Source organism: Lysinibacillus sp. GW821-FHT14F06, assembly GCF_058803665.1.
Window position 1 is genome coordinate 47,786 of the sequence record NZ_JBXAPF010000019.1, and the last position, 23,892, is coordinate 71,677.

The 23,892-nt window shown below is 38.6% G+C and carries 21 protein-coding genes and 1 riboswitch; of the genes, 18 read left to right on the forward strand and 3 right to left on the reverse strand.

Going from position 1 to position 23,892, the window contains the following annotated elements; genetic code table 11:
• Window positions 1-96: 96 nt before the first annotated feature.
• Window positions 97-228 carry a hypothetical protein gene (locus AC1RNS_RS16625; RefSeq protein ID WP_492994254.1) on the forward strand — a complete coding sequence of 44 codons (132 nt, stop codon included), beginning with the start codon at window positions 97-99 and terminating at the stop codon, window positions 226-228.
• 164 nt (window positions 229-392) lie between these two features.
• Here AC1RNS_RS16625 and AC1RNS_RS16630 read toward each other — a convergent pair whose 3' ends face one another.
• Window positions 393-1,007, reverse strand: coding sequence for a TetR/AcrR family transcriptional regulator (locus tag AC1RNS_RS16630; RefSeq protein WP_492994255.1), 615 nt, complete (start codon window positions 1,005-1,007; stop codon window positions 393-395).
• Between the two features lie 438 nt (window positions 1,008-1,445).
• Between AC1RNS_RS16630 and AC1RNS_RS16635 the strand changes: the two genes are divergently transcribed.
• From AC1RNS_RS16635 to AC1RNS_RS16705, 15 genes are all read left to right on the forward strand, one after another.
• On the forward strand, window positions 1,446-2,966 hold the full coding sequence (locus AC1RNS_RS16635) for a CoA-acylating methylmalonate-semialdehyde dehydrogenase (RefSeq protein WP_492994257.1): 1,521 nt from the start codon (window positions 1,446-1,448) through the stop codon (window positions 2,964-2,966).
• Window positions 2,967-2,989: 23 nt separating this feature from the next.
• Window positions 2,990-3,751 (forward strand): 3-hydroxybutyrate dehydrogenase, encoded by a 762-nt coding sequence (locus AC1RNS_RS16640; RefSeq protein WP_492994259.1) that lies wholly within the window; start codon window positions 2,990-2,992, stop codon window positions 3,749-3,751.
• A 16-nt stretch (window positions 3,752-3,767) separates the two neighbouring features.
• Complete coding sequence (locus AC1RNS_RS16645; RefSeq protein WP_492994261.1) at window positions 3,768-4,952, forward strand: iron-containing alcohol dehydrogenase; 1,185 nt, start codon at window positions 3,768-3,770, stop codon at window positions 4,950-4,952.
• Window positions 4,953-5,166: 214 nt separating this feature from the next.
• Entirely contained in the window at window positions 5,167-5,934 is a 768-nt protein-coding gene (fadH, locus tag AC1RNS_RS16650; protein WP_492994262.1) for a 2,4-dienoyl-CoA reductase, read from the forward strand.
• A gap of 67 nt (window positions 5,935-6,001) precedes the next feature.
• Window positions 6,002-6,241: a short-chain dehydrogenase gene (locus AC1RNS_RS16655; protein WP_492447330.1), complete on the forward strand. Its 240-nt coding sequence runs from the start codon at window positions 6,002-6,004 to the stop codon at window positions 6,239-6,241.
• Between the two features lie 218 nt (window positions 6,242-6,459).
• Window positions 6,460-6,900 (forward strand): cyclic-di-AMP-binding protein CbpB, encoded by a 441-nt coding sequence (gene cbpB, locus AC1RNS_RS16660; protein ID WP_492994263.1) that lies wholly within the window; start codon window positions 6,460-6,462, stop codon window positions 6,898-6,900.
• Window positions 6,901-6,969: 69 nt separating this feature from the next.
• Entirely contained in the window at window positions 6,970-7,857 is an 888-nt protein-coding gene (ccpC, locus tag AC1RNS_RS16665) for a transcriptional regulator CcpC (RefSeq protein ID WP_492994317.1), read from the forward strand.
• A gap of 170 nt (window positions 7,858-8,027) precedes the next feature.
• Window positions 8,028-10,415, forward strand: a complete 2,388-nt coding sequence (locus tag AC1RNS_RS16670; protein ID WP_492994264.1) for a DUF8725 domain-containing protein — start codon at window positions 8,028-8,030, stop codon at window positions 10,413-10,415.
• Window positions 10,415-11,350 (forward strand): ABC transporter ATP-binding protein, encoded by a 936-nt coding sequence (locus AC1RNS_RS16675; RefSeq protein ID WP_492994266.1) that lies wholly within the window; start codon window positions 10,415-10,417, stop codon window positions 11,348-11,350. The genes AC1RNS_RS16670 and AC1RNS_RS16675 overlap by 1 nt, the downstream gene beginning before the upstream one ends.
• On the forward strand, window positions 11,347-12,192 hold the full coding sequence (locus tag AC1RNS_RS16680) for an ABC transporter permease (RefSeq protein WP_492994268.1): 846 nt from the start codon (window positions 11,347-11,349) through the stop codon (window positions 12,190-12,192). The genes AC1RNS_RS16675 and AC1RNS_RS16680 overlap by 4 nt, the downstream gene beginning before the upstream one ends.
• 12 nt (window positions 12,193-12,204) lie before the next feature.
• Window positions 12,205-13,626, forward strand: coding sequence for a DUF8809 domain-containing protein (locus AC1RNS_RS16685; RefSeq protein ID WP_492994270.1), 1,422 nt, complete (start codon window positions 12,205-12,207; stop codon window positions 13,624-13,626).
• 11 nt (window positions 13,627-13,637) lie between these two features.
• The gene (locus AC1RNS_RS16690) at window positions 13,638-14,633 is read left to right on the forward strand and encodes an AAA family ATPase (RefSeq protein WP_492994272.1); all 996 of its coding nucleotides are present in this window, start codon (window positions 13,638-13,640) and stop codon (window positions 14,631-14,633) included.
• Window positions 14,630-15,505, forward strand: coding sequence for a DUF58 domain-containing protein (locus tag AC1RNS_RS16695; RefSeq protein WP_492994274.1), 876 nt, complete (start codon window positions 14,630-14,632; stop codon window positions 15,503-15,505). Before AC1RNS_RS16690 ends, AC1RNS_RS16695 begins: the two co-directional genes overlap by 4 nt.
• 11 nt (window positions 15,506-15,516) lie before the next feature.
• Entirely contained in the window at window positions 15,517-17,262 is a 1,746-nt protein-coding gene (locus AC1RNS_RS16700) for a vWA domain-containing protein (protein ID WP_492994276.1), read from the forward strand.
• Window positions 17,246-19,840, forward strand: a complete 2,595-nt coding sequence (locus AC1RNS_RS16705; protein ID WP_492994277.1) for a VWA domain-containing protein — start codon at window positions 17,246-17,248, stop codon at window positions 19,838-19,840. The genes AC1RNS_RS16700 and AC1RNS_RS16705 overlap by 17 nt, the downstream gene beginning before the upstream one ends.
• 131 nt (window positions 19,841-19,971) lie before the next feature.
• Here AC1RNS_RS16705 and thiW read toward each other — a convergent pair whose 3' ends face one another.
• Window positions 19,972-20,460, reverse strand: a complete 489-nt coding sequence (thiW, locus tag AC1RNS_RS16710) for an energy coupling factor transporter S component ThiW (RefSeq protein ID WP_492994279.1) — start codon at window positions 20,458-20,460, stop codon at window positions 19,972-19,974.
• 100 nt (window positions 20,461-20,560) lie between these two features.
• Window positions 20,561-20,668, reverse strand: a riboswitch (TPP riboswitch).
• 75 nt (window positions 20,669-20,743) lie between these two features.
• Complete coding sequence (locus tag AC1RNS_RS16715; protein ID WP_492994281.1) at window positions 20,744-21,940, reverse strand: MFS transporter; 1,197 nt, start codon at window positions 21,938-21,940, stop codon at window positions 20,744-20,746.
• A 399-nt stretch (window positions 21,941-22,339) separates the two neighbouring features.
• Here AC1RNS_RS16715 and AC1RNS_RS16720 point away from each other — a divergent pair, with 399 nt between their 5' ends.
• Both AC1RNS_RS16720 and AC1RNS_RS16725 read left to right on the forward strand, forming a co-directional pair.
• A complete protein-coding gene (locus tag AC1RNS_RS16720) occupies window positions 22,340-23,518 on the forward strand; it encodes a LuxE/PaaK family acyltransferase (protein ID WP_492994282.1) in 1,179 nt (392 codons plus the stop codon).
• A 15-nt stretch (window positions 23,519-23,533) separates the two neighbouring features.
• Window positions 23,534-23,887, forward strand: a complete 354-nt coding sequence (locus AC1RNS_RS16725) for an iron-sulfur cluster assembly scaffold protein (protein ID WP_492994284.1) — start codon at window positions 23,534-23,536, stop codon at window positions 23,885-23,887.
• Window positions 23,888-23,892: the final 5 nt, after the last annotated feature.

Here is a 23,892-nt window from a genome sequence, read left to right on the forward strand (position 1 = left end):
CTAGGATTATGGAAGAAGAGAATTGAATGAAAAAGAATGGGGGTGAGCAGAAAAGCGGGTGAGCTGAGCGAAAAAGAGTGGAGGCGGAGCAGAAAAGTGGGCGAGCCGAGCGAAAAAGAGTGTGGCGGAGCAGAAAAGTGGGTGAGCCGAGCGAAAAAGAGTGTGGCGGAGCAGAAAAGTGGGCGAGCCGAGCGAAAAAGAGTGGAGGCTGAGCAGAAGAGTGGGTGAGCTGAGCGAAAAAAAGAGTGGAGGCGGAGCAGAAAAGAGGGGGAGCCGAGCGAAAAAGAGTGGAGGCTGAGCAGAAAAGTGGGTGAGCCGAGCGAAAAAGTGGGAAGCCCGAGCGAAACTGAAGTCCAGAGACACTCGAACATTAATAAGACAGCTATAGATGATTATTTGTTTTTTAATTTCATTCCATCCAATACGATAGCTGTGAATAGTGCCATCTGGGTAGCTAAATCAAAATCTTCATTATGAATTAACCAATCATAGACATTTGCCCGCATACAGCGCTGAATAATTGTCTGCATTTGTGTTACTTGTAAATCTTGTCGGAATTCCCCTTGCTGAACTCCTTCCACAATATATGAATTGATAATTTGAAAAATTTTTCGTTGTGGACTGATTAAATAATGGTCTTGTTCCACTTGATTTGTCATCGCAGCAGTATATACCGTCCGTAGCAAATCTTTACCTACAACATTTGTTAAATAGTTCATTTGTTCTTGATACAATATTAATATTTTTTCACTTGCTGGTAAGGAGTGGTTAATGGTCTTCTCTACAGTACTATAAAAACTATCGAGTTCTTTAAATTTTTCTAAAATCACATCGTATTTAGAGGGGAAATGCGTGTAAAATGTTCCTTTTGATACATGACATGCCTTTGTTATTTGATCAATGGAGACGTGCTCAAACCCATGTTTATTAAAGAGCTCTAAAGAAGTTTTTAATAGCCTCTCTCTTGTTTCCAATGCTTTTTTTTTTCTATTAGTTAGTGTTTCCATAGCTTCTTGCACATCCTCCGAAAAAAAAATTTCCGTCTAAAATATCAGAAATATTAAATTTATAATTGACGGAATGGGATTTATTTGATTATGATTTAATTGACCGCAGTCAATGACTTTGGTCATCTAATATATCTTGTTATTCATGTTACGATAAATCGCTAGAATTGACTAGTGCCTAGTATATGAACAATAAAATATATTGCAGAAAGAGTGATTATTGTTATGAAAAGTATCCAATTGTGTAGATAGTCTTTCAATCTGCGAATTACTTTTAACTCACAATAGTAGGCGAAAAAAATTTACTTTAAGAAGCAATAGCTATTAAATTTTCAAAATAGTCGGAAAGCATCTGACGAAAAGACCGCTACGAAATAATTGGATAATATCTTGCTATTGAAGCATGTAAAATTAAACGATTTAAAGGAGGACAACAATATGACAACAGTACAAGAGGTTAAAACATTAACGCATTTTATTGGTGGGGAGCTAGTTGATGGGAAAAGTGGTCGTTTTGGTTCAGTATTCAATCCAACAACTGGTGATGTAATTGCTAAGGTACCACTAGCGACAGCTGAGGAAACACGAGGGGCTATTGAAAAGGCACAAGCAGCATTTCCGCAATGGCGAGATATGTCAGTGTCTAAACGTGCTGAGATTGTGCTAAAGTTCCGCAACCTTATTACTGAAAATATTGAGGAGCTGTTGCAAATTATTTGTACAGAGAGCGGTAAAACTTTGGAAGATGCCAAGGGGGAAATTACACGTGGTTTGGAGTCCATTGATTTAGCCATCGGTGCGCCACACCTAATGAAGGGGGAGTATTCCGTAAATGTTGGTGGCGAAATTAATGCTTATTCAGCAAAGTACCCTTTAGGTGTAGTGGCAGCTATTTCACCTTTTAATTTTCCAATTATGGTGCCTTTAGCACAAACAAGTATGGCTGTTGCTGTTGGAAATGCTGTTGTGTTAAAAGCATCTGAACGTGTTCCAATGACTTCCTTATATGTAAGTAAACTGTGGAAAAAAGCTGGATTACCTGACGGGATATGGACTGTGGTAAATGGCGATAAAGATGCGGTTAATGAACTATTAGAAAATCCGGCTGTACAGGCAATCTCTTTTGTTGGATCAACACCAGTTGCTAAGTACATCTATGAAATGGGTGCCAAATACGGAAAAAGAGTGACCGCACTAGGTGGTGGTAAAAATAATATGGTTGTTATGCCAGATGCTGATCTTGAGCAGGTTGCTAACGCCTTTATTGGCGCAGCATATGGAGCGGCTTCTCAACGTTGTATGGCTATCTCAACGATTATGCCTGTTGGAAAGGATACGGCAGATAAACTTGTCGGAATTTTAAAGGAAAAAATCGCCAACTTAAAAGTTGGATCCTATACAAACGCAGAAACAGATTTCGGTCCAGTTATTTCACAGCAATCGAAAGAAGCAATAATTGCTGCGATTAATCGAGGAGAAGCTGAGGGTGCGACAGTTGTTTGTGATGGCCGAGATCTTGATATTGTAAAAGAATCGAAAGGTTTTTTTGTTGGCCCAACATTGTTCGATAATGTAAAACCAGGGATGGAAATTTATGAACAAGAAATATTCGGCCCAGCTCGTAATGTTGTACGTGTTGATTCTTTAGAGGAAGCTATCCAACTTATTAATCAACATGAGCTTGGGAACGGTGTAACAATTTTTACCAATGATGGACTTGCAGCACGTAAGTTTACAACAGAAATAGATGTTGGAATGGTTGGTGTAAATGTACCTATTCCAATCCCAGTTGGATATCATAATTTTGCTGGATTTAAAGGTTCTCGTTTTGGTGAAGGACATATGTTTGGACCAGATCAGGCACGCTTCTTTACAAAAACAAAAACAATTTCAGAGCGTTGGATGACTGGTCATACTACATCAGCTTCTACATTTGCGTTTCCAAGCAATAATGACTAGTACAAGAATGGGAGGGGCTATGTTTGAAAGAAAAAACTGTATTTATTACAGGTGCAGCTCGTGGCATTGGTCTTGCCATTGCTCAAGCATTTGCTGTACAAGGTGCGCATGTGGTCATTACTGATAAGAATAAAGATCTTTTACAAGAGGCAATCCAACAAAATCCTCAACTAACAGCCTACACATGTGATGTAACAGATGAACAGGCAATTTGCGATGCGATTGCTTTTACTGTTAAGAAATTTGAGACTATAGATATTTTAGTAAATAATGCTGGGTTTCAACATGTTTCTCTAATTGAGGATTTCGCAACAGAAATCTTCGAATCCATGCAGAAGGTAATGCTAGTTGCACCTTTTGTAGCCATGAAGTACGCATTACCACATATGAAAAAGAATAATTATGGACGTATTATTAATATGGCCTCTATTAATGGTGTTATTGGTTTTGCAGGTAAGGCTGGATATAATGCAGCAAAGCATGGTGTTATTGGTCTAACAAAAGTGGCAGCGCTAGAGGTTGCCACTAACGGAATAACAGTGAATGCGATTTGCCCAGGATATGTGGATACAGATTTAGTACGTCAACAATTTTCAGATTTAGCTAAAACGAGGGGGATAGAAGTAGCCGAAGTATTGGAGCAAGTGCTTTATCCCCTCGTTCCTCAAAAACGTCTGCTCGATGTAACTGAAATTACGGGTCTTGCCCTTTATTTAGCGAGTGATATGGCAAAGGGTGTCACTGGGCAAGCACTAATTTTAGATGGTGGATATACAGCACAATAGCTTAGGAGGGAGCACCATGATTCAAACAAAAACAATCTTTACCGTTCATTCGCCAGCAACTATTGTCTATGGCAGAGACGCATTTGAGGAAGTTGGGGTGTATGCAAAAAAGTTGGGGAACAAGGCACTTATAATAAGCGATCCAATTATGGACAGTTTAGGCTTTGTCAACCAATGCCGAACTTATTTAAAGGCACAAGGATTGGAAGCGGTATCATTCATTGGTGTAACAACAGAGCCAGTGGATACGTATGTTGCTGAAGGACTGGATGTTTTACAAGCTGAAGGCTGTGATGTCATCATTTCGGTTGGTGGTGGGAGCTGTATCGACACAGGGAAAGCGATTGCTGTGGTGGCAACAAATGGTGGCTATATAGGGGATTATATGAAAATGCTAAAAATCGCAGAGCAGGCACCTATTCCTCATATTGCAATTCCGACAACAGCAGGCACTGGCTCTGAGGCGACAGATGCAACAGTTATAACTAACACACAGAATGATGTGAAAATGATGATTAAGCAACCTGCTTTTATGCCAACCATTGCTATTGTTGATCCCGTATTAACGGTTACCTCTCCTCCTGCTATTACAGCAGCGACAGGTATTGATGCATTGAGCCATGCGATTGAGAGCTATTTATCTCGCTTAGCTCATCCCTATTCGAATGTCCTGGCATTATCAGCTATGGAATTAATCGTCAATAATATACTCAAGGTTTATGAACATGGTGATGATCTTGATGCACGAGAAGCCATGTCACTCGGTTCCCTGCAGGCGGGCCTGTCATTCTCTAATGCATCCGTTGCTTTAGTGCATGGTATGTCCCGTCCAATTGGGGCTTTATTCCATGTGCCACACGGAATATCAAATGCTATGCTTTTACCAGTAGTTTTGGAGTTTTCTAAGGATGCCTGCATTAATCAGCTCGCAGACCTCGGTGAATTTTTTAATAAAGATAAGAAATTACTAACGAAGGAAGAGCTCGCTGATTTAGCGATTATTTCTATTAAAGAGATGTGTAAAAAAATGAATATTGGTAATTTAAAACATTGGGGAATTGAGGAAGATGCCTTTTATGCGGCTATCCCCAAAATGACCATTGATGCAATTGCTAGTGGAAGCCCAGGAAATAATCCTAAAATACCTACAGAAGAAGAGCTAAGAGAGCTTTATAAAAAGGCCTATTATTATAAGTTTTAGTTAATCAAGTGATTGAGGGAGCTTTAAATAGATAAATGGTAAATTTTGAACTGCCGAAAGAACTATTCAAGAGTCTTGAATGGTTCTTTTTTATGTAGAAGATAAAAAAGGTATATTGATTTTTTGAATCTTTGCAGAATTAATATGACATATACGAGCAAATATAGTAATATTAATATGAATCATCATTCATTTTTGTGAAGGGGGAAATGGTATGTTGCAGGGGAAAACAATTATTATTACGGGTGGATCAAGTGGAATGGGACTTTATATGGCTAAGACCTTTGTAGCCGAAGGAGCGAATGTTGTTATTACAGGACGGAATGAAGAACGCTTAGCAGAGGCAAAGAACTTTATTTTAGAGGCTGGCACTTCAATTGAGACCTTCCAAATGGATGTACGAGTGCCAGAGCATGCAGAGGCGATGCTAGCATTTGCTATTGAAAAATTTGGACAGGTTGATGGACTTGTGAATAATGCTGCTGGCAATTTTATCGTACGCGCGGAAGACTTATCACCGAATGGCTGGAGGGCTGTTGTTGATATTGTGTTAAATGGTACATTCTTCTGTTCTTCTGTTGTTGGTAAGTATTGGATTCAACATAATATTAAAGGAGCCATTTTGAATATGGTTGCAACTTATGCGTGGAATGCTGGTGCTGGCGTTATTCATTCAGCAGCTGCTAAAGCGGGTGTATTATCATTAACGAGAACACTAGCTGTTGAATGGGGGAAACAGTACGGGATTCGAGTGAATGCAATTGCGCCAGGTCCAATTGAGCGTACAGGGGGTGCAGAAAGGCTTTGGGAATCTGAGGCAGCAGCTTCTCGTACATTAGATTCTGTACCATTAGGGCGTACAGGAACCCCTGAGGAAATTGCTGACTTGGCAACATTCATGCTTTCTGATAAAGCTAGCTATATGAATGGTGAATGTGTGACGCTTGATGGTGGACAATGGCTTAATCAATATCCATTCTAAACAAAATAAGTTGCATAATGAAGAGTCGGATTGACGCATACTAAGGGTAAAGAAAGGAGTTTTGCCAATGGGTATGTGGTTAATACCGGCTCTTATTGCCATTACAATCATTTCCGTTATTTCTTTTGTGTCAACACTAAAGATTGCGAAAATGACCTCTGAACGGAAGTCTGAAAACGATACACCGATTTCAGAAACGGTTGAAGAGTATGCAACAATGCTAAACCCCATTGTATGGGTCTATATCATTTTTTTACTTTTCTTAGGGATCATGATTTTTTATTACTGGAGTCAGGCCGGCTATTAAAACTGTTATCTTCATTCAGATGTATGTCTGAATGAAGGTCCTTTTTATGATTTTTTCTTTTCAACTTACGTCTTAGTTTAGTTCAAAGCAATAAAATCATTCGTGGTTCTTTAAAAACTCTTCTCTACCTTGTCGTGGTCATATAAGGAAAAGTTATGATATGATAAAAAGGAAGCACCCTGTTCTGCATAGTAAGGACAGAAAAGGAGAAGAAGTTCATGATTTCAACTAACAGCAAAGACTTATTAGCAATGCCAATTAGTGATTTTATTATTTCATCTGAAAAGGTTGCACATGTACAAAGTGGGAATAGTGCGGAGCATGCACTCCTTGTACTTACACGTACAGGGTATTCGTCAATACCTGTTTTAGATTTGAAATACCGGCTTCAAGGGTTACTAAGCATGAAGATGATTACAGAATCCATACTTGGACTCGAACATATTGAATATGAGAAGCTGCCTGATATTAAAGTGGATACAATTATGGACAAAGATATTGCTGTATTAAAGTTAACAGATACTTTTCAGCGAGCTCTCGATTTAGTGATTAATCATGCCTTTTTATGTGTTGTGGATGAAGAAGGTACATTTGCAGGGATTTTAACGAGACGTGTGATTTTAAAGCAATTGAAAAAATATATTTATCTAAAAGAGTAGTAGGTTAAGAGGGGGACTCAGATGAAAATCATGAGACCCTCTTTGCTTGTATTGGAGGTTTACTGATTGATGGCGACAGAAGCTGAAATCTTAAAAGTATTAGCTGAGGAACGCAATATGCGAAAGGCAGCAGAACGTCTATTTTTATCCCAACCAGCGCTTTCTCAACGCTTGCAAACGATTGAAAAGGATTGGGGGGCGCAGCTATTTATTCGTTCACAAAAAGGATTAACGGCAACACCTGCTGGAGAAATGGTGATTGGCTATGCTACAGAAATGCTAAGTAAAAAAGAAGAGATTTTAGAAACAATCCAATCATTGACAACAAAAGTTAATGGGACATTGAAAATTGCCTGTGCTTCGATTGTAGGCCAAAACTGGCTCCCTAAAATATTGAAGGATTTTGTAGAGAAATATCCTGAGGCCAAAATCTCGCTTATGACTGGTTGGAGCTCTGAAATTGTGAAAGCACTCTATGAAGGAGAAGCTCATGTAGGGATTGTTCGTGGACAGGTTGATTGGAGGGGGGAAAAAATTCATCTTTTTCGAGACACCCTTTATTTAGTTGATAAGGAATTAAAAACAATTGAAGATGTACTGTCTACAGAGCGACCTTTTATTCAATTTAAAAGTGATTCCAATTATTATCAGGAAATTCAACAATGGTGGCAGCAGCATTTTGCTTCAAATCCAAGAAGACAGATTTTGGTTGATCAAATCGAAATCTGTAAACAAATGGCATTAGATGGAATAGGATATGCCATCTTACCTTCCATTACTTTAAATGATCATGATGGTATTAATAAAATAGCCCTTACAAATAATGAAAAAGAGTTCGGCTTAACGCGCGATACATGGTTAATAGGGTATGAATCCTCATTCGAATTAAGGCAAGTAGAGGCTTTCGTCGAAGTGATACAGGATCATGCACGATGCTTGTTTGATTACTTGAAATAGAAAATATGGAGGCAGTCCAGAGTAATAGCGGAATTACTTCTGGACTGCCTTTTAATTCTTAAGAGTTTATGAATATTCATGAAGATGTCATAAGAAATGGAACAAAATTCAATTTTAAACGTATAATTATGTAACCATTGATATTTACAGACAAAAAAGGGGTTGAGCTTTTGAAAAAAACGAATATCACGGCACTCATATTTATATTTATGCTTGTTATCAGCTTTCTCCTACCTATGGAGCAGGCAAGAGCAGCTGCAACTTTAGAGGTACAAGCTAAGGTAGGAATTACAGGGAAAGCAAAATATCAATCACTAGTGCCACTTCAAGTAACAGTAAAAAATAATGGTGCAGATTTTTCGGGAGATATGGTCATTAATGCCTCTAGCTCGTATGTAACTGCATCCGCACTAGTACTGCCGATTGATATTGCAGCAGGAGAAGAAAAAACATTTGATTTTAATTTAGATGGTTTAGGGGATTATTCTGATGCAGAATTATTTGCCTTTTATGAGGGAAGCATTGAAAAGGGTAAAAAGGTTGCTTATAAAGGAACAAAACGACTACAAGGTAACTTTTTAGATCCCTCTTCTGTATTTATCTATACGCTAACAGATAAAAGTGATCGCCTATCCGCATTTTTACGTCTTTCTCAATTTTCTGCTCAAAACAATGTTGAGGTTTTTAATTTAAAGCAAATAAAAGATTTTACATTGCCTGAAGATGCGCAAGGCTTAGCGATGGCGAACATCATTGTCATTGATGAGATTGCCATAGCCGATTTATCGGAAAAACAACAACAGGCTTTATTTAAATGGGTACAGGATGGCGGTACATTGTTAGTGGGAGCTGGTGATCAAGTAAATGCAACAGCTGGCATTTTTAAGGATGATTTACCGCTTACATTATCACAGCAATTGACAACTGTTTCCGCAGATAGCTTATCAAAAATATCAGGTGGGGGTATTTTTTCACAACCGATATCTGTTTTTGAAGCAACTGGAAGTAAAGGGAGTATACCTGTATTAACAGACAATAATACCCTTCTAGCATCCAAGAAAAAGGTTGGCAGTGGAGAAATTATTCAAACCGCCTTTTCATTAGGAGATCAGCCGCTTGCATCTATGGATGGCTATGCAACATTAGCAGCAAAATTATTGGATATTCAAAGCCTTTCTCAGCAAGGTATGATGGGGCGCGGGCAGTCAACAATGGATCAACTGTCTTATGAACTGCGTGATGTAAATGAATTATTCCCATCCTTTGAAGTATCAGTTAGCTATATGTTAATCGTTATCATATTATATATTTTAATTATTGGACCAATCTTATATTTTATCCTAAAGAAAATAGACAAGCGTGAACAGGCATGGTGGATAATTCCGATTATGTCAGTTGTATTATCGATTGTTTTGTTCATTTTCGGTGCGAAGGATCGAATTGTACAGCCTCAAATCCAGCAATCCGCCTTTTTTAAAGTGAATGAAGATAGTAGTTTAAATGGCTATTATGTGGAATCCCTACTGACAAACCGTAGTGGTGATTTTGTTGTGAATGCAGATAAGGATACTAGTGCATTTTCGCTTCGTCGAAATAATAATTTCACTGGAACAAGTGGAAATTTACATGAAACATCTTATATTAAAGAAAATGCAAATGGCTCCACATTAACTTTACGCGATTTAAGCTATTGGTCTGTACAGTCCTTCGCAGGAAAAACAGCAGCGCAAAATATTGGCAAAATGGATATCGATATAACGTTAAAAAATGAAAAATTAACAGGGACAATTAAGAATAATTTCCCGTTTGCTTTAAAGGATGTTACCTTAATCTCTGGTGTTAAAGAAGTTAAGCTTGGCGATATAGAAGCGAATGGAACTCTTCAAGTAGATAAAGAGATAACGGCGACTGTTCTTCAAAAGCCGTCTACATTTACGAACTACAATTATAATTATCCATCGAAGAAGGAAGAAGTAAATCCACTTCGAATTGAGCGGATGCAATCTTTAGCACTTCCGCTTGTAGAAAATGATAAGAAACCTGTTATAACTGCATGGGCTGAACAAGTTATTGCTGGTGTGGAACTTGAAACAAGTGCCAAAATGTCACCTATTTCTTATTTTATTCAGCCATTTGATGGCAAAGTAGAGCTATCAGGGCCATTTACGATGAAACGCAACAACTTTTCGTATTCAGTAAATCCCCAGTCCGCTAATGCATATTACGATAAAATAGATGAGCAGTTAAATAATTGGTATATGTCAGATGGATTATATGAGGTATCCATCGCAATGCCAGATAACTTTATGAGTTCAGTTCAAACATTAAATGAACTAACTGTCTCAAATAAGGATGTTAAGCGTATGCAATTATCGATTTGGAATAATGAAACGAAAAATTATGAGTCATTAGTAGATACAAAACAAGTGTTCACAGACAACATATCGAAGTATTTCAATGAAAATGGCGAGTTGCTTATGGAGATTAAATTTGGACCAGATCAAACAGGTGAGCAAACAAAATTACCAGATGTAGAGCTGAAGGGAGTGGCGAAATAATGATTGAAATTCGTGATTTGACGAAAAGATATGGCTCCTTTACAGCTTTAGATCATCTAAATCTAACCTTAGAGGAAGGCGTTGTATTTGGATTTGTAGGTGCTAATGGAGCAGGGAAATCCACTACTTTCTCGATATTAGCAACCCTGTTGTCTCCAACTTCCGGTGATGCACTTATTAATGGAAAAAGTGTTATTAAAGAGTCAAAAGAGGTACGAAAGCAAATTGGCTATATGCCAGATTTCTTTGGTGTGTATGATCAATTAAAGGTGGATGAATACTTAGATTTTTATGGTGCTAGCTATGGGATAGGTGTAGCTGAACGGAAAGTTCTTATTCCACAGCTACTTGAGCTTGTGAATTTAACAAGTAAACGTTTTGAATATGTAGATTTATTGTCGCGTGGAATGAAGCAACGTCTATGCCTAGCACGAGCTCTTATCCATGACCCAAAGGTATTAATATTGGATGAGCCTGCCTCAGGGTTAGATCCACGTGCTCGAGTAGAAATGCGAGATATTTTACGAAATCTAAAATCAATGGGCAAAACGATATTAATCTCCTCACATATTTTGCCTGAGCTTGCAGAAATGTGTGATGAAATTGGCGTTATTGACAATGGTAAGCTTATTGCTCATGGCAATGTCTCTTCCATCCAAGCTCAGCTACAAGGTGAGAAACGTATTGTTATAAAGGTTACAGATCGAGTAAATGAGGTACGTGCTTTCCTAGAGGAGGACCCTCTAGTCTCCTCGATAGATGTAATAGATAATCGCCTAGAAATAGCCTTTAACTATCGGGGAACGGATGCAGATCAAGTAGCACTCTTGAAAAAGGCAATGCTAACGAATTTACCTATATATGCATTAAGTGAAGAGGAAAAAGATTTAGAGGATGTCTTTATGGCGATTACGAAGGGAGCGGACAATCAATGATGGAACGATTTTATAATCCTGTGCTCGTAAAAGAATTGAAGTTACGCTTCCGTTCTTTTAAAAGCTTTTCAGGATTGATGTTTTATTTAGCGGTACTATGTATTTTTATAGCGGGATTCCTTCTATTAACAACTGGATTTACCGGTAGAGGATTCTTTAGACCAGATACAAGCTTTATGATGTTTGCTGTATTAACTATTTTACAGATGGCTCTTGTTCTATTTATTACACCGAGCTTGACTGCTGGTGCCATTAGTAGTGAGAGGGAAAAGCAAACATTAAATATTTTACTAACGACAACACAAAGTTCTACACAAATCATTATTGGCAAACTACTCTCTTCGGTAGCATTTTTAGTATTAATGCTAATCGCAGGGCTGCCATTATATAGTTTAGTATTTTTATTCGGCGGGGTATCACCATCTCAGTTAATTTCAATATTTTTATTTTACCTAGTAACAGTAGTTGCGATAGGTAGTATTGGGGTAATGTTTTCAACCATTACAAAAAGAACAATCGTTGCCATGATTGCAACATACGGCTCAATCATCTTTTTAGGTGGCATTACGGCATTTTTCTTCTTTTTAACAATGGCCTTCCATCAAATGGGGAACAACATTGGCACAAATACATCCTATATGACTTATTTCTGGGCGTCCATTAACCCAGGCGCATTGATGTTAACACTTATTTCACCAGAAATGGGAGATGCGCTTAGCGAACTTTCAGGCGTGAAATTACCTGTTTGGATTACCTATTTAATAGCGTATATCTTGATTATCGTTGTATGCCTAACAATCGCTATTAAAAAATTACGTGCCAACATGAAAAGTAACCGATGAGGAGGAAACCTTATGGAGCGTCGTAAGCAATTACGAAAATATATTCAACGTGCAAAGACGAGTTTAACAGTAGAAAGAAGTTTTCCCATTGCACAGTACGGTCTGTTTTTTGCTTTGCTTTCGAGTGCTTCTCTTATCCTCGTCTCCAGATTATTTGTATGGCCATTTTACAGACAAACAGCACTAATTGTCTTTATAGTTATTGTACTAACAGCAGGAATATTTATATGGTGGAAGCGCGCGAAAGAAAAAGACGCATTGCATAGATTGGATGATTATTTTTTACACAATGAATTAGTGACAGCCTTATCTTTCCAGGATGATAAGGACCCACTTATACAATCATTGCTGACAAAAGCGGTACAAAATGCTGAAACATCCTTTACAAATTTTAAAGCGAGAAAGAAACATTTATTCCGTCCAAAGGCACTAAGTGGAATATTTGTGTCGACAGTTGTACTGGCCGTTCTGTATTTGTTTCCATCAGCCACACAAATGGAAGCCATTGAGGTAGAACAAGAAAAGGCTGTTATCGAGGACGTTAAGAAGGAAGTTGCCAAGATAGAGAAAAAGGCTCAAACAAAAGACGTGAAAGAGCAGTTAAAGGATTTACAAAATACGTTAAAAGAGGCAGAAACGGCTGAGGAAGCATTACGGGAAGTCGTGAAAAAACAAAAGGAGCTTGCTTTAAAGGAGCAGCAATTAAAGGACAAGCAAACGACTAGCCAGGATGGTGCCACGGAAGGCAATGGTTTATCGAAGGAAGATGTGGAGCAGCTGAAGGAGCTTGCCCAAATGCAGCAAGAACTAACACAAAATGCTAATGCTACTCAAACAGCGATGAGCAAGCTTGGGAAACCAGCAAGTAATACATTGCAAAATGCTATTGCAAGTGCCAATAATGCTAGTAACAGTCAGCAAAGTAATTCCAATTCGAGCCAAAATCCATCGGGGAATTCACAGTCAAGCAATCAACAAGGGCAAGCAGGCCAGCAAAACCAAAGTAATTCTCAAAACAATTCCCAACAGTCTTCAAATAAAAATCAGGGACAAGGTCAGGGTCAAGGTCAAGGTCAGGGGCAAGGTCAGGGACAAGGGCAAGGTCAGGGACAAGGAAATGGTTCTGGTCAAGGTGGTTCTGGTTCAGGTGGTCAAGGGGCAGGAAAGGGCCAGGGCAGTCGCTCTTTATTAACGACACCGAAACGAATCGGAGGCTCAAGTGAGACATCAGTGGACGGTGGTGCGCTAGGAGATGGTTCACATGTATCAGAGCAGCAAGGAAATGTTCCAATAACTAAGGGAACCATTCGCCCATATGACGAAGTAATAGGGTCCTATAAGGATAGCTATATTGAAAGCTCAGAACGACTACAATTACCAAAAGATTTACAAAATGTCGTGCAATCTTATTTCACGTCAATAGAGTCGCAGTAGGAGGAAAAGAAATGGCATTTACAGAGCAACAGTATGTTGAAATGAGTATGAAATTGCAGCAGGTGAAGGAAGAAATTCATCGCTTTATTGTCGGTCAAGAGGAAGCAATCGATTATACATTGTACGCGGTGCTCGCTGATGGTCACGCATTGTTAGAGGGGTTACCAGGTTTAGGAAAAACGATGTTAATTCGTACGATTTCTGAGGTACTTGATTTATCGTTTTCGCGTATTCAATTTACACCTGATCTTATGCCAGCAGATATTACTGGAACAAGTATGATTGAGCGTACAGCAGACGGTAAACAGCAGTTTACATTCCAGCCAGGTCCGATTTTTAGTCAGATGGTGTTAGCGGATGAAATAAACCGTGCAACACCTAAAACACAAAGTGCATTGCTTGAGGCTATGGGAGAAAAGACGGTTACGATTTTAGGGGATACAAAAAGGATGGCTAAGCCCTTTTTTGTGTTAGCTACGCAAAACCCGATTGAGATGGAGGGAACCTATCCATTGCCTGAGGCGCAAATGGACCGTTTTCTATGTAAAATACTTGTCCCATATCCTAAGAAAAGTGAGCTAATGGAAATTATGAAGCGTACAACAGGCGCTCAGGAAATAGGCTTGCAAAAAATAATGGATACAGAGGTACTTATCGAGGCACAGCAAATGGTAAAGGAAATACTGGTTGCAGATGAAATGCTTGAATTTGCAACGGACCTAGTTGTTGCTACACATCCTGAAAGAGTGGATGCCATAGACGAGGTCAAGCAATATGCAATGTATGGTAGTGGTCCGCGTGGTTTGCAAAGCTTAATAAAGCTAGCGAAGGCTAGAGCACTCATGAATGGGCGTTTTCATGTTTCTGTAGCAGACATTAAATCTGTAGCGAAGCCAGTATTACGTCATCGTATGCTGTTGAATTATGAAGGGGAGGCTTCAGGAAAAACAGCGGATGATGTGATAGATGTTATTTTAGAAAAAGTACAGCAAGGTGTTAGCAAGTGACACAAAAAATAATATTACCCGAAGATTGGTTAGCGAAAATTAGTCGCTTCCAATTGGCAACGGCCTCCAAATTGCGAGGGCAGCATAAAGGCTCGCACCGTTCGCAGCGCTTCGGGGCATCACTCGATTTCTCAGATTTTCGTGAATATCATTTAGGTGATGATGTACGGCAGGTCGATTGGAACGTATTTGCAAGAACGGATAAATACTTTATAAAAAGATTTTTAGATGAACAAGAGATGCGTGTTCACATTTTGCTAGATACCACTAAATCCATGGGGGATGACACTAAATGGATATTTGCTCGTCAAATTGTTGCTTCTCTTGGTTTAATGGTGCTTGGTCGTGACGATCGTTTATCCTTTTCTTTTGTACAAGATGAGATGAAGCCGCCATTTCGCCGTAAAGGCGCTATGTATCGACGCGCTTTTTTACAAGTCATAGCGGAAATAGAAGAAGCTGATTACACAGGAAGCTTTGCACAGGGAGCTTTAAGAGCATTACCCAAAGATAGTACAGTGCTATTTATTGTTACAGATGGACTAGAGTCGATTGAGGAATGGGAGCAACTGTTAAGAAGATTGCCGCGCTATGCAGGGGATGTCCGTCTATTACAAATTGTCACGGAGGAGGAGCTCTCTCCTAATTACACTGGTGATGTCCGCCTATTAGATCGTGAGACTGGCAAAGATGTCAACGTTACAATGTCCTCTAAAGTTTTAGACGCATATATGGCACGACGTTTATTACATGAAGAAGAATTCGAAGCTATTTGTCGACGCTTTGGTGTTCGAAAATTACAGCTTAAAGTGGAGGATGGATTACAGCATGCCATCTTTCAGCAATTATTAAAAGCACATTGGATTAGGTGAGGTGAGCCGTATTGGGCTTTAGTCAAATACTTTTTAGCTGGACGGCCATCATCCCGGTCATTGTCCTACTATATTATTTCTTTCGAAAAAAATATATCGATCAAACCGTATCTTCTACACTTTTTTGGTCGGAAATTATGCAGGAAACGCGTGTATCACCATACTTAAAGCAACTACAAAAAAATGCTTTGCTCTTTTTGCAACTTCTAGCACTTCTTTTATTGGTACTAGCCCTAATGAACCCTTATGTTAAAAAATCAACGATTGTAGGTGCACAGACAATTTTTATTGTGGACACGTCTGCAACAATGCTTGCGGGGAAAGAGCAGTCAACATTTGATGCACATAAAAAAGAAATGTTATCTTTGATGGGGCAACTAAATGGTAGACCTGTGACGCTCATTACAACAGGCAATACACCGAAAGCTGTACTACAGCAGGTGACAAACACTAAAGATATTGAAAAGGCGATTCAAGAGCTGGAAGTAACCTATGAAACAGCACAAATGAATAAGGCTCTTGATGTGGCACAGGCTTTTGTTGGTAATATACCAACATCCATTTATGTATTTACAGATGTGTTGGATAAAAAGCACTTACCAATGGAAAAAGATACAGTGAAATGGATTGTAAAAGGCTCTGCTAAAGATTTAGAGAATGTTGCGATTACACGTTTTGCAGCAACTACAGACGGTCAATCGACAATGGCATTGGTGCAGCTACAAAATGATACTGATTTGGAGCAAAAGATCACTCTTTTGTTACAAAATGCAGAGAATAATAAGGTAGTGTCAGAAGATATTACATTGCCTCCTAAAGAAGCTGTGACCAAAACCTTTAAAGATTTACCATTAGAGGATACAATGACGGCTACCATTGCTGCAGATGATGATTATACAGTCGATAATTCGCAAACTGTTTTACTACAAACGACTACCTCAAAAATAGTGGTCGATCAAAGTATGCATCAACTCATTCAAAAAGGTTTTCAAACAATTAATAGCAGTGTCAAGATTGTTCCGTCTTTACAGATAGCTGATAATCAAGAAGCGACTGTAGTAACTAACCAAACAGCACTGCTCGAAAAGATGGATAAACCTATAGTATTATTTGGTCGTGATGATGCCGAAAAAATTGAAGCAAAGGGCGAAGTAAATACAACAAGTGATGCATTGTTTGCATTTAGTGAGCTAAAAGATATTTATGTTAGCGCTGTATATCCTGGGTTTGATGGCTATAAAACAATTGCATCGGTTGGAGATCATCCCTTTATACAACGTACTCCGAAAGGTGATCTTGTCATATTAGCTGATATTGCAGATACAGATTGGCCCCTACACCCTTCATTTCCATTATTTTTGTGGAGTGTGGAACAGCAGCTTTCAGAATCGATTGGTTCACTTGGTATTTTTACGCCGAATGAGCAGCGTGCAGTTGCTTTGGCTCAGGGCGATTGGAGTGTATATTCGCAGGATGATCAGTTTTTATCGTCCATTTCGAATGGCTTATTAACAGCTCCAATGAAGCCAGGAATCTATACAGCACGCTCAGAAAATGAAGAAAAGCGCTTCATTGTCCAGCTTCAAGCACAGGAGCGTATCATCTCAAAAGGAACAAGCTATACACTAGGTGAGCTCCAAGAAAATGGCAAAGAAGAAATAGCGAAAGCTTCACTTGTACCTTGGCTTATTCTTCTTATTTTATTTGTACTAGTTACAGAGTGGGAGGTGCAACGACGACGTGGATTTACGAATTGATATGCCATTAGCATTGTTGCTTTTACTCCCATTATTTATGTATTTTAGCTGGACCTATTGGCGAGAGCGTCAGCGCTTGAAAAAGAGCCATATAACAGTGCTAGGGATTCGTATTCTAGCAGTCAGCTGCTTAGTTTTTGCGCTTGCAGGTCCTTATATTTTATTACCTATAAAGGAAGAACAAATATTATTTATGGTAGACCGTTCTGCTTCTATGAATGGCACAGACGGTGAGATGGTTAAATTTATAGAGGAAAGTTTACAGTCGAAAAAGGATGAACAGCTTGCAGGGATTTATTCTTTTTCATCAACACTGCAAACAGAAGCGATTTTATCGAAGTCATTAAAGGAAGTGCCGAAGTTTACAAACATAGGAGCAACAGATCAAACAAATATTGAACAAAGTCTACAGCTTGCTTCAGGGATTGTTAATTCAAAAAAGGCAACACGGTTGGTCCTTTTAACAGATGGCAATGAAACAAAAGGCAATGCCTTAGAGTTTGCTTCGAAATTTAAAGGGTCCAATATAAGCGTTGATGTTGTTCCATTTCATCAAGCAGTTTCTACAGATGTATCACTGAACAGCTTTGTAACCCCACAGGTTGCATATGTGGGTGAACAGCAGCAATTAGTTACTGAAGTTCATGCAACAGCGGCTAGCAAAGGAGAGCTACTATTATATGAAAACGACAAACTTGTTCACCGTGAGACTGTAGAGCTTGCACAAGGCTCCAATGTATTTACCTATAAACATACAGCTACAGCAGAGGGTCTAGTAAAGTATGAAGCTGTTGTACAGGTAGAGCAGGATGCCATATTTGAAAATAATAAACTAACAAGCGTTACAATGGTACAGAGTGAACCACATTTATTAATTGTTAACGGTTATGATAGCGCATCACCTGTAGCAGCCGCTCTTGGGAGAAAATCCATCTCCTTTGATGTTATAGATGCTCAAAGTTTGCCAAATGAGCTTTCTAGTTATCTACAGTACAATGCTATTATTTTTGATAATGTGCCAGGACATCTAGTGGGCGAGGCCAAAATGAATGTGATAGAGCAGGCAGTAAAAAACTTTGGCGTAGGCTTTACGATGGTTGGTGGCGAAAATAGCTTTGGCTTGGGCGGCTATTTTAAAACACCAATCGAAACTTTACTACCTGTTGAAATGGAGATTAAAGGGAAGGAACAATTGCCTTCATTAGGGCTGGTTATCGTGCTTGACCGCTCTGGTAGTATGTCAGGAGCGAAGCTGGAGCTCGCTAAGGAGGCGGCAGCTCGTTCTGTTGAAATGTTGCGAGATGAAGATACGCTCGGCTTCATTGCCTTTGATGATCAACCTTGGGAAATTATCGAAACAGGACCACTTGAAAATAAGGAAGAAGCTGTGGATACGATTTTGTCTGTAACGCCAGGCGGTGGGACAGAGATTTATGGGTCACTTGCTAAGGCCTATGAGAACTTAACAGATTTAAAGCTACAGCGAAAGCATATTATTTTATTAACGGATGGACAGTCACAGCCAGGAAATTATGAAGACTTAATCGCTGAAGGAAAAGAGAGTGGCGTAACATTGTCTACTGTAGCAATTGGACAGGATGCAGATGCCAATTTACTTGAAGCACTTAGTGAAATGGGCAGCGGACGATTTTATGACGTTGTTGATGAGCAGACCATCCCTTCTATTTTATCCCGTGAAACGGCAATGATTTCACGCACATATATTGAGGATAACCCTTTCTATCCAACCATCTATAACGCATCTGGTTGGAACACGTTATTTGCAAATGGTGTACCTCAAATGAATGCTTATATCGGAACAACAGCGAAGCAGGGGGCCTCTGTAATTGCGGAAAGCGAGAAAGAGGATCCGGTGCTAGCACAGTGGCAATATGGACTTGGCAAGACATTTGCCTTTACTTCCGATTCGACAGGGAAATGGACAGGTGATTGGGCAAGATGGCAGGATTGGGGAACGTTTTGGCAAACGCTTATTTCTCAAATGCTCCCAAGCTATAATGATGTTGCCTACGATGTACGTTTAGAATCGGATGGTTCATTTATTATTACAGATCCAACTAATGAAGCAGCATTTTTAGATATAGTTGCTGTCAATGAAGCAGGAGAAGAACTTGAAACACAGCTTGAGGCCATTTCAGCCTCTCAGGTTCGGGCAGTTGTGCAAGCAGAGCCAGGACTCATTTTCTTCCGTATTGCTGATGAAGATCAAGCTATTTATCAGGCAGGAATAAGTGTACCTTATAGTGCTGAATATGAGTTACGACCAGTAAATGATAAGCTGGTGGAAGAACTGACAAAGCAAACAAGCGGCTCAGTTTTGAAAGAACCGAAGGAGGTATTTCGTGAATTTACGAAGAAAGGCGCAGACCGTCAAAATATAGCAACATGGCTTATATTAGCAGGTATGTTACTTTTCTTCATCGATATTACAATCCGACGCTTTGGCTGGGGCTTCTTTGCTAAGTCTAAGAGAAAAGAGCAGCCTGTAGAGAATAAAACCATACAGGCAGAGGATACGAATGTTGCTCAGTTATTAAAGGGCATGAAGAAACGATAATTTAGATTAAATGACAGTGCAAAATGATTAATTATTTTGCACTGTTTTTTTGTTTTGTACTCGCTATGGGGGTGGTTCACTGAAAAATGATCTTCGAAAATGGAGAGGAAAGAAATCCCTACTCTAAAAATTTAATGAAAATTTTTAATAAGTATAGTATTTCGTAGACTACTAGCAACGGCCATACCTAAAAAAGCACCAATAATACTAGAGGTTAAAAAGGCAGGCATGAAAAACATTGCTACGACGGACGTCCCCATTAAGATATATGCATATGGTACTGCAATGAGAGAAGCAATGATCCCAGTCCCTACAATTTCACCAATCCCTGCTAGCAAAGGTTTACTACTGTATTTATAAGCCAACGCTGCACAAAAAGCACCAATAACACTGCCAGGAATGGCTAATAGGGAGCCTGTCCCTGTTAGAATTCGAATAATCGCCGTAATAAGGGCAATGATGACGGCTGGTACTGGGCCGAGTAGAATGGCACCGATGACATTGATGGCATGTTGTATTGGATAAGCTCGCGCAATCCCTGTTGGAATTGAAACGAAGGTAGAGCCTGCTACGGCAATGGCCACTAATAAAGCCATGATTGTTAATTTTCGAACTGACATAAATTACACTCCTTTGAAATATTATCGCGCTAAACTGGCGAACACAAAAAGACCGCTTCCTGAAAACAATAGGAAGCGGCCTTGCATTTACATATTAAAAAGCAAGATGTCGCCACTTCCCTCCGCTAGTATGAACTAGATCAGGTTCAAAGGGTCCATATATGATAATATACGTCTCAGTCTTTTAAAGACTCCCCTAGTGGTAATAATTATTTAATTTTTGTTTAGCATCGTAACAAGATAAATGTAACATACTACTAATAATAGTCAATAACTTTTCAGATTATTTAGAATCAGGCTGCATAAGATGTGGTGCCTTTTTCATTGTCCAAATAAGGGCAAGGAAGAAGCAAGTCATCAAAATTATAGCACCAAATATATAAGGGCTATTCATATTCCAATCGAATAAAATACCTGCCAATGCTGGACCAATCATATTCCCAAGACTCATATAGGCATTATTTAGACCTGCAGCAAATCCTTGCTCATTTTCAGCAAGCTTAGAGATCAATGTGTTAACAGCAGGACGAATTAATGTTGTGGCTGTCGAGAAGATTGTCGCAACAACTAAAATAAGGGCAAACCCAGATACGAATAATATTAAGTAGATAGATACGGCAGCAATAAATAAATTGACTAATACGACCTTCATTTCACCGTAGCGATTAAAGAGTGGTGTAATGACAAACATTTGTACAACTACACCAAAAGCACCACCCACTACTAAAATAATAGCAATATCTCCAGGTGTATAATGAAACTTATCTGTAACAAATAATGATAAAGTCGTTTGGAAATTAGCAATTCCGAACGAGAATACCATCATAATAATAAGCATAACAAAGTAAGGCATATGTACTGAACGTACCATTTGTTTTGCAAGATTGTCTTGCTTATGCATTTTTTGTGCTGCGTTTGGTTTAGTAGATGGTAATAAAAAGAACGATAAAATAGCAGCTAAAATAGCAGCCGCTCCAGCTGTATAGAATGGAAAATGTAAGCTGACTTGTGATAAGAATCCACCAATACCTGGCCCAATCATAAAGCCAAGAGACATGGCAGCACCGAGCATCCCCATCCCTTTTCCTCGTTCTTCATATGTTGTAACATCTGCTACAAATGCCATAATAGGAGGTGCAACAAAGGCTGATCCAAGACCACCTAAAAAGCGTGCTAAGAAGAGCATCCACACTTCTGTAGAGAGCCCAAAACCGATTTGTGCAAGTCCTGTTAGTATCAGTCCGAAAATTATTAGATTTTTTCGACCATACTGATCCGAAAGATTCCCAGCAATTGGAGAAAAAACGAATTGAGCAAAGGCGAACGTTGCAATAAGCATGCCTAGAACTTGTCCTGCAGCACCAAATATTCTTAAATACTCAGGCATGACAGGAATAATAATCCCAATACTCCCCATTGCGATAAACATATTAAACATTAAAATATACAAAGCCGCCTTATTAGACTTCTGCTGGGTCATCGAATACCCCCTTTTCTAATCAAATATAGTACAGTCTATCACAAAGAAAAATGGTTTGCTATTAGTTAGGATTACACTAAATAGTGGACCAATTGTTTATTCTTAAACTAATAAATGATAAATATTTTGCAATAATAATTAAGTATTCAATTAGTAAATTCCACAAGTTTATTTGTGGAATTTACTTTTTATCTTGTAGTGAATTAGGGGTTACATCATTTGTTCTTATGTTAATCTTTTTATGTCAACTGTATGACAAAAATTGTAATAATTAGCGCCTTATATATGGTTGATATTTCCCTAATAATTCCTGTAATAACGGCTAATTACTGATCTACAAGAAGCGATCATAAGCCGAAAATCCGAGAGAAATTGATATTAAAAAGGAGAGGAAATGAAATGGTAACTATTCAAGCAGCGATGGAAAATTTAAAAGAATTAGGTATTAACCCAGTAACAGCAGTTATTGGGTCAACCCAACAGCTATTTCAATGGGATGAAAAAAAAGTCAATGATTTAAAGGGGTATTTAATCTCCCAAAATTTTAAACATCATTATGAAAACAATAGCTTTTATCGAATGTTATGCGAGGATAGCGGCGTTACACCTGCCGATATACAAAGTCTAGATGATATACAAAAAATTCCACTTATTCCGGTAACAAGTTTTAAAAGACCTGACTCTCATTTATTATTATCAACATCTTTAGAGAACATTGAATTTGAAATGCGAAGTACAGGAACAAGTGGTATACCAAGTATATCGAGAAGGGATGCTGAAACATTAAACAATTGCGTGTTTAGTATTTACGCAATGTATAGAGAGATGTTTGCCTTCTCTCGTGGAGCTGGTCTCTTCTTATTCCCATCTCCAGAAGAAATGCCAGAGATGGGAATGGTAAAAGTATTAAATATGCTCTCAGGTTTGTTTGATGCAACTAGATGTCTTGTTAAGAGAGCATCCTTCAAGCCTAAAGAGGCAATAGAAACTTTAGAAAAATGGCAAAACATTCATACACGCCACATCGTAGGACCTCCATTTTTAATTTATAAACTGGTCAATTATTTAAAAACAAATAATATTCATTTGAAGTTAGATCAAAAGACGATGATTATCAATCTAGGAGGCTGGAAACGCTTTTCTGGTATGGAGATACCTAGGGAACAATACAATAAAGAATGTGCTGAATTTTTAGGTATTCCTGAAGAAAATATAAGGGATATGTATGGATTAGTTGAATCTAATATTTTAGCTATCGAATGTGAGAAACAGTCTAAGCATGTACCACCTTGGGTTCATTTTTCATTAAGAAATCCAAAAAATTTAGCGGAAGAGGTACCACAAGGAAAAAGAGGAGTTTTAGCAATATTTGACCCTACGTCCTTGTCATATCCAGGATTTATTCAAACTGAGGATTTAGTGTATTTAAAGAAAGAAAATACATGTGAATGCGGAAGAAATGGTCAGAAGGTGGTATATCTTTCTAGAGTAGCAGGTGCAGAAATAGGTTGTTGTGCCATTAATTTAGAGAAGCATATGGATGCCGCAGAAGAAAAAAATGAAATGGCAGAAGTATAAGAGAGGATTCTAAACATGTACAATTCTATCATTGTTGATTATTTTAGCAACCCTCGACATTCAGGTGAATTGACTGATGCAAATATGGAATTAAAAATTGGTAACTCTGTTTGTGGAGATACAATTTTAATGAGCGTTAAGGTAGAAAATGGAAAAATATTCGATGCGAAATATAAAGCTTATGGTTGTGCTACATCTTTAGCAACAGCTGATATATTTGCAGAATATATCATTAATAAATCAATAGAAGAAATTAAGCAGCAACCGCAACATGAGATTGATAAAATGCTAGGGGAGTTAGAGCCTCCACAAATGCATTGTTTGAATATTTTACATGAGTTATTTGAGCAAATACGTTCGGCGGCTTAGGAGGC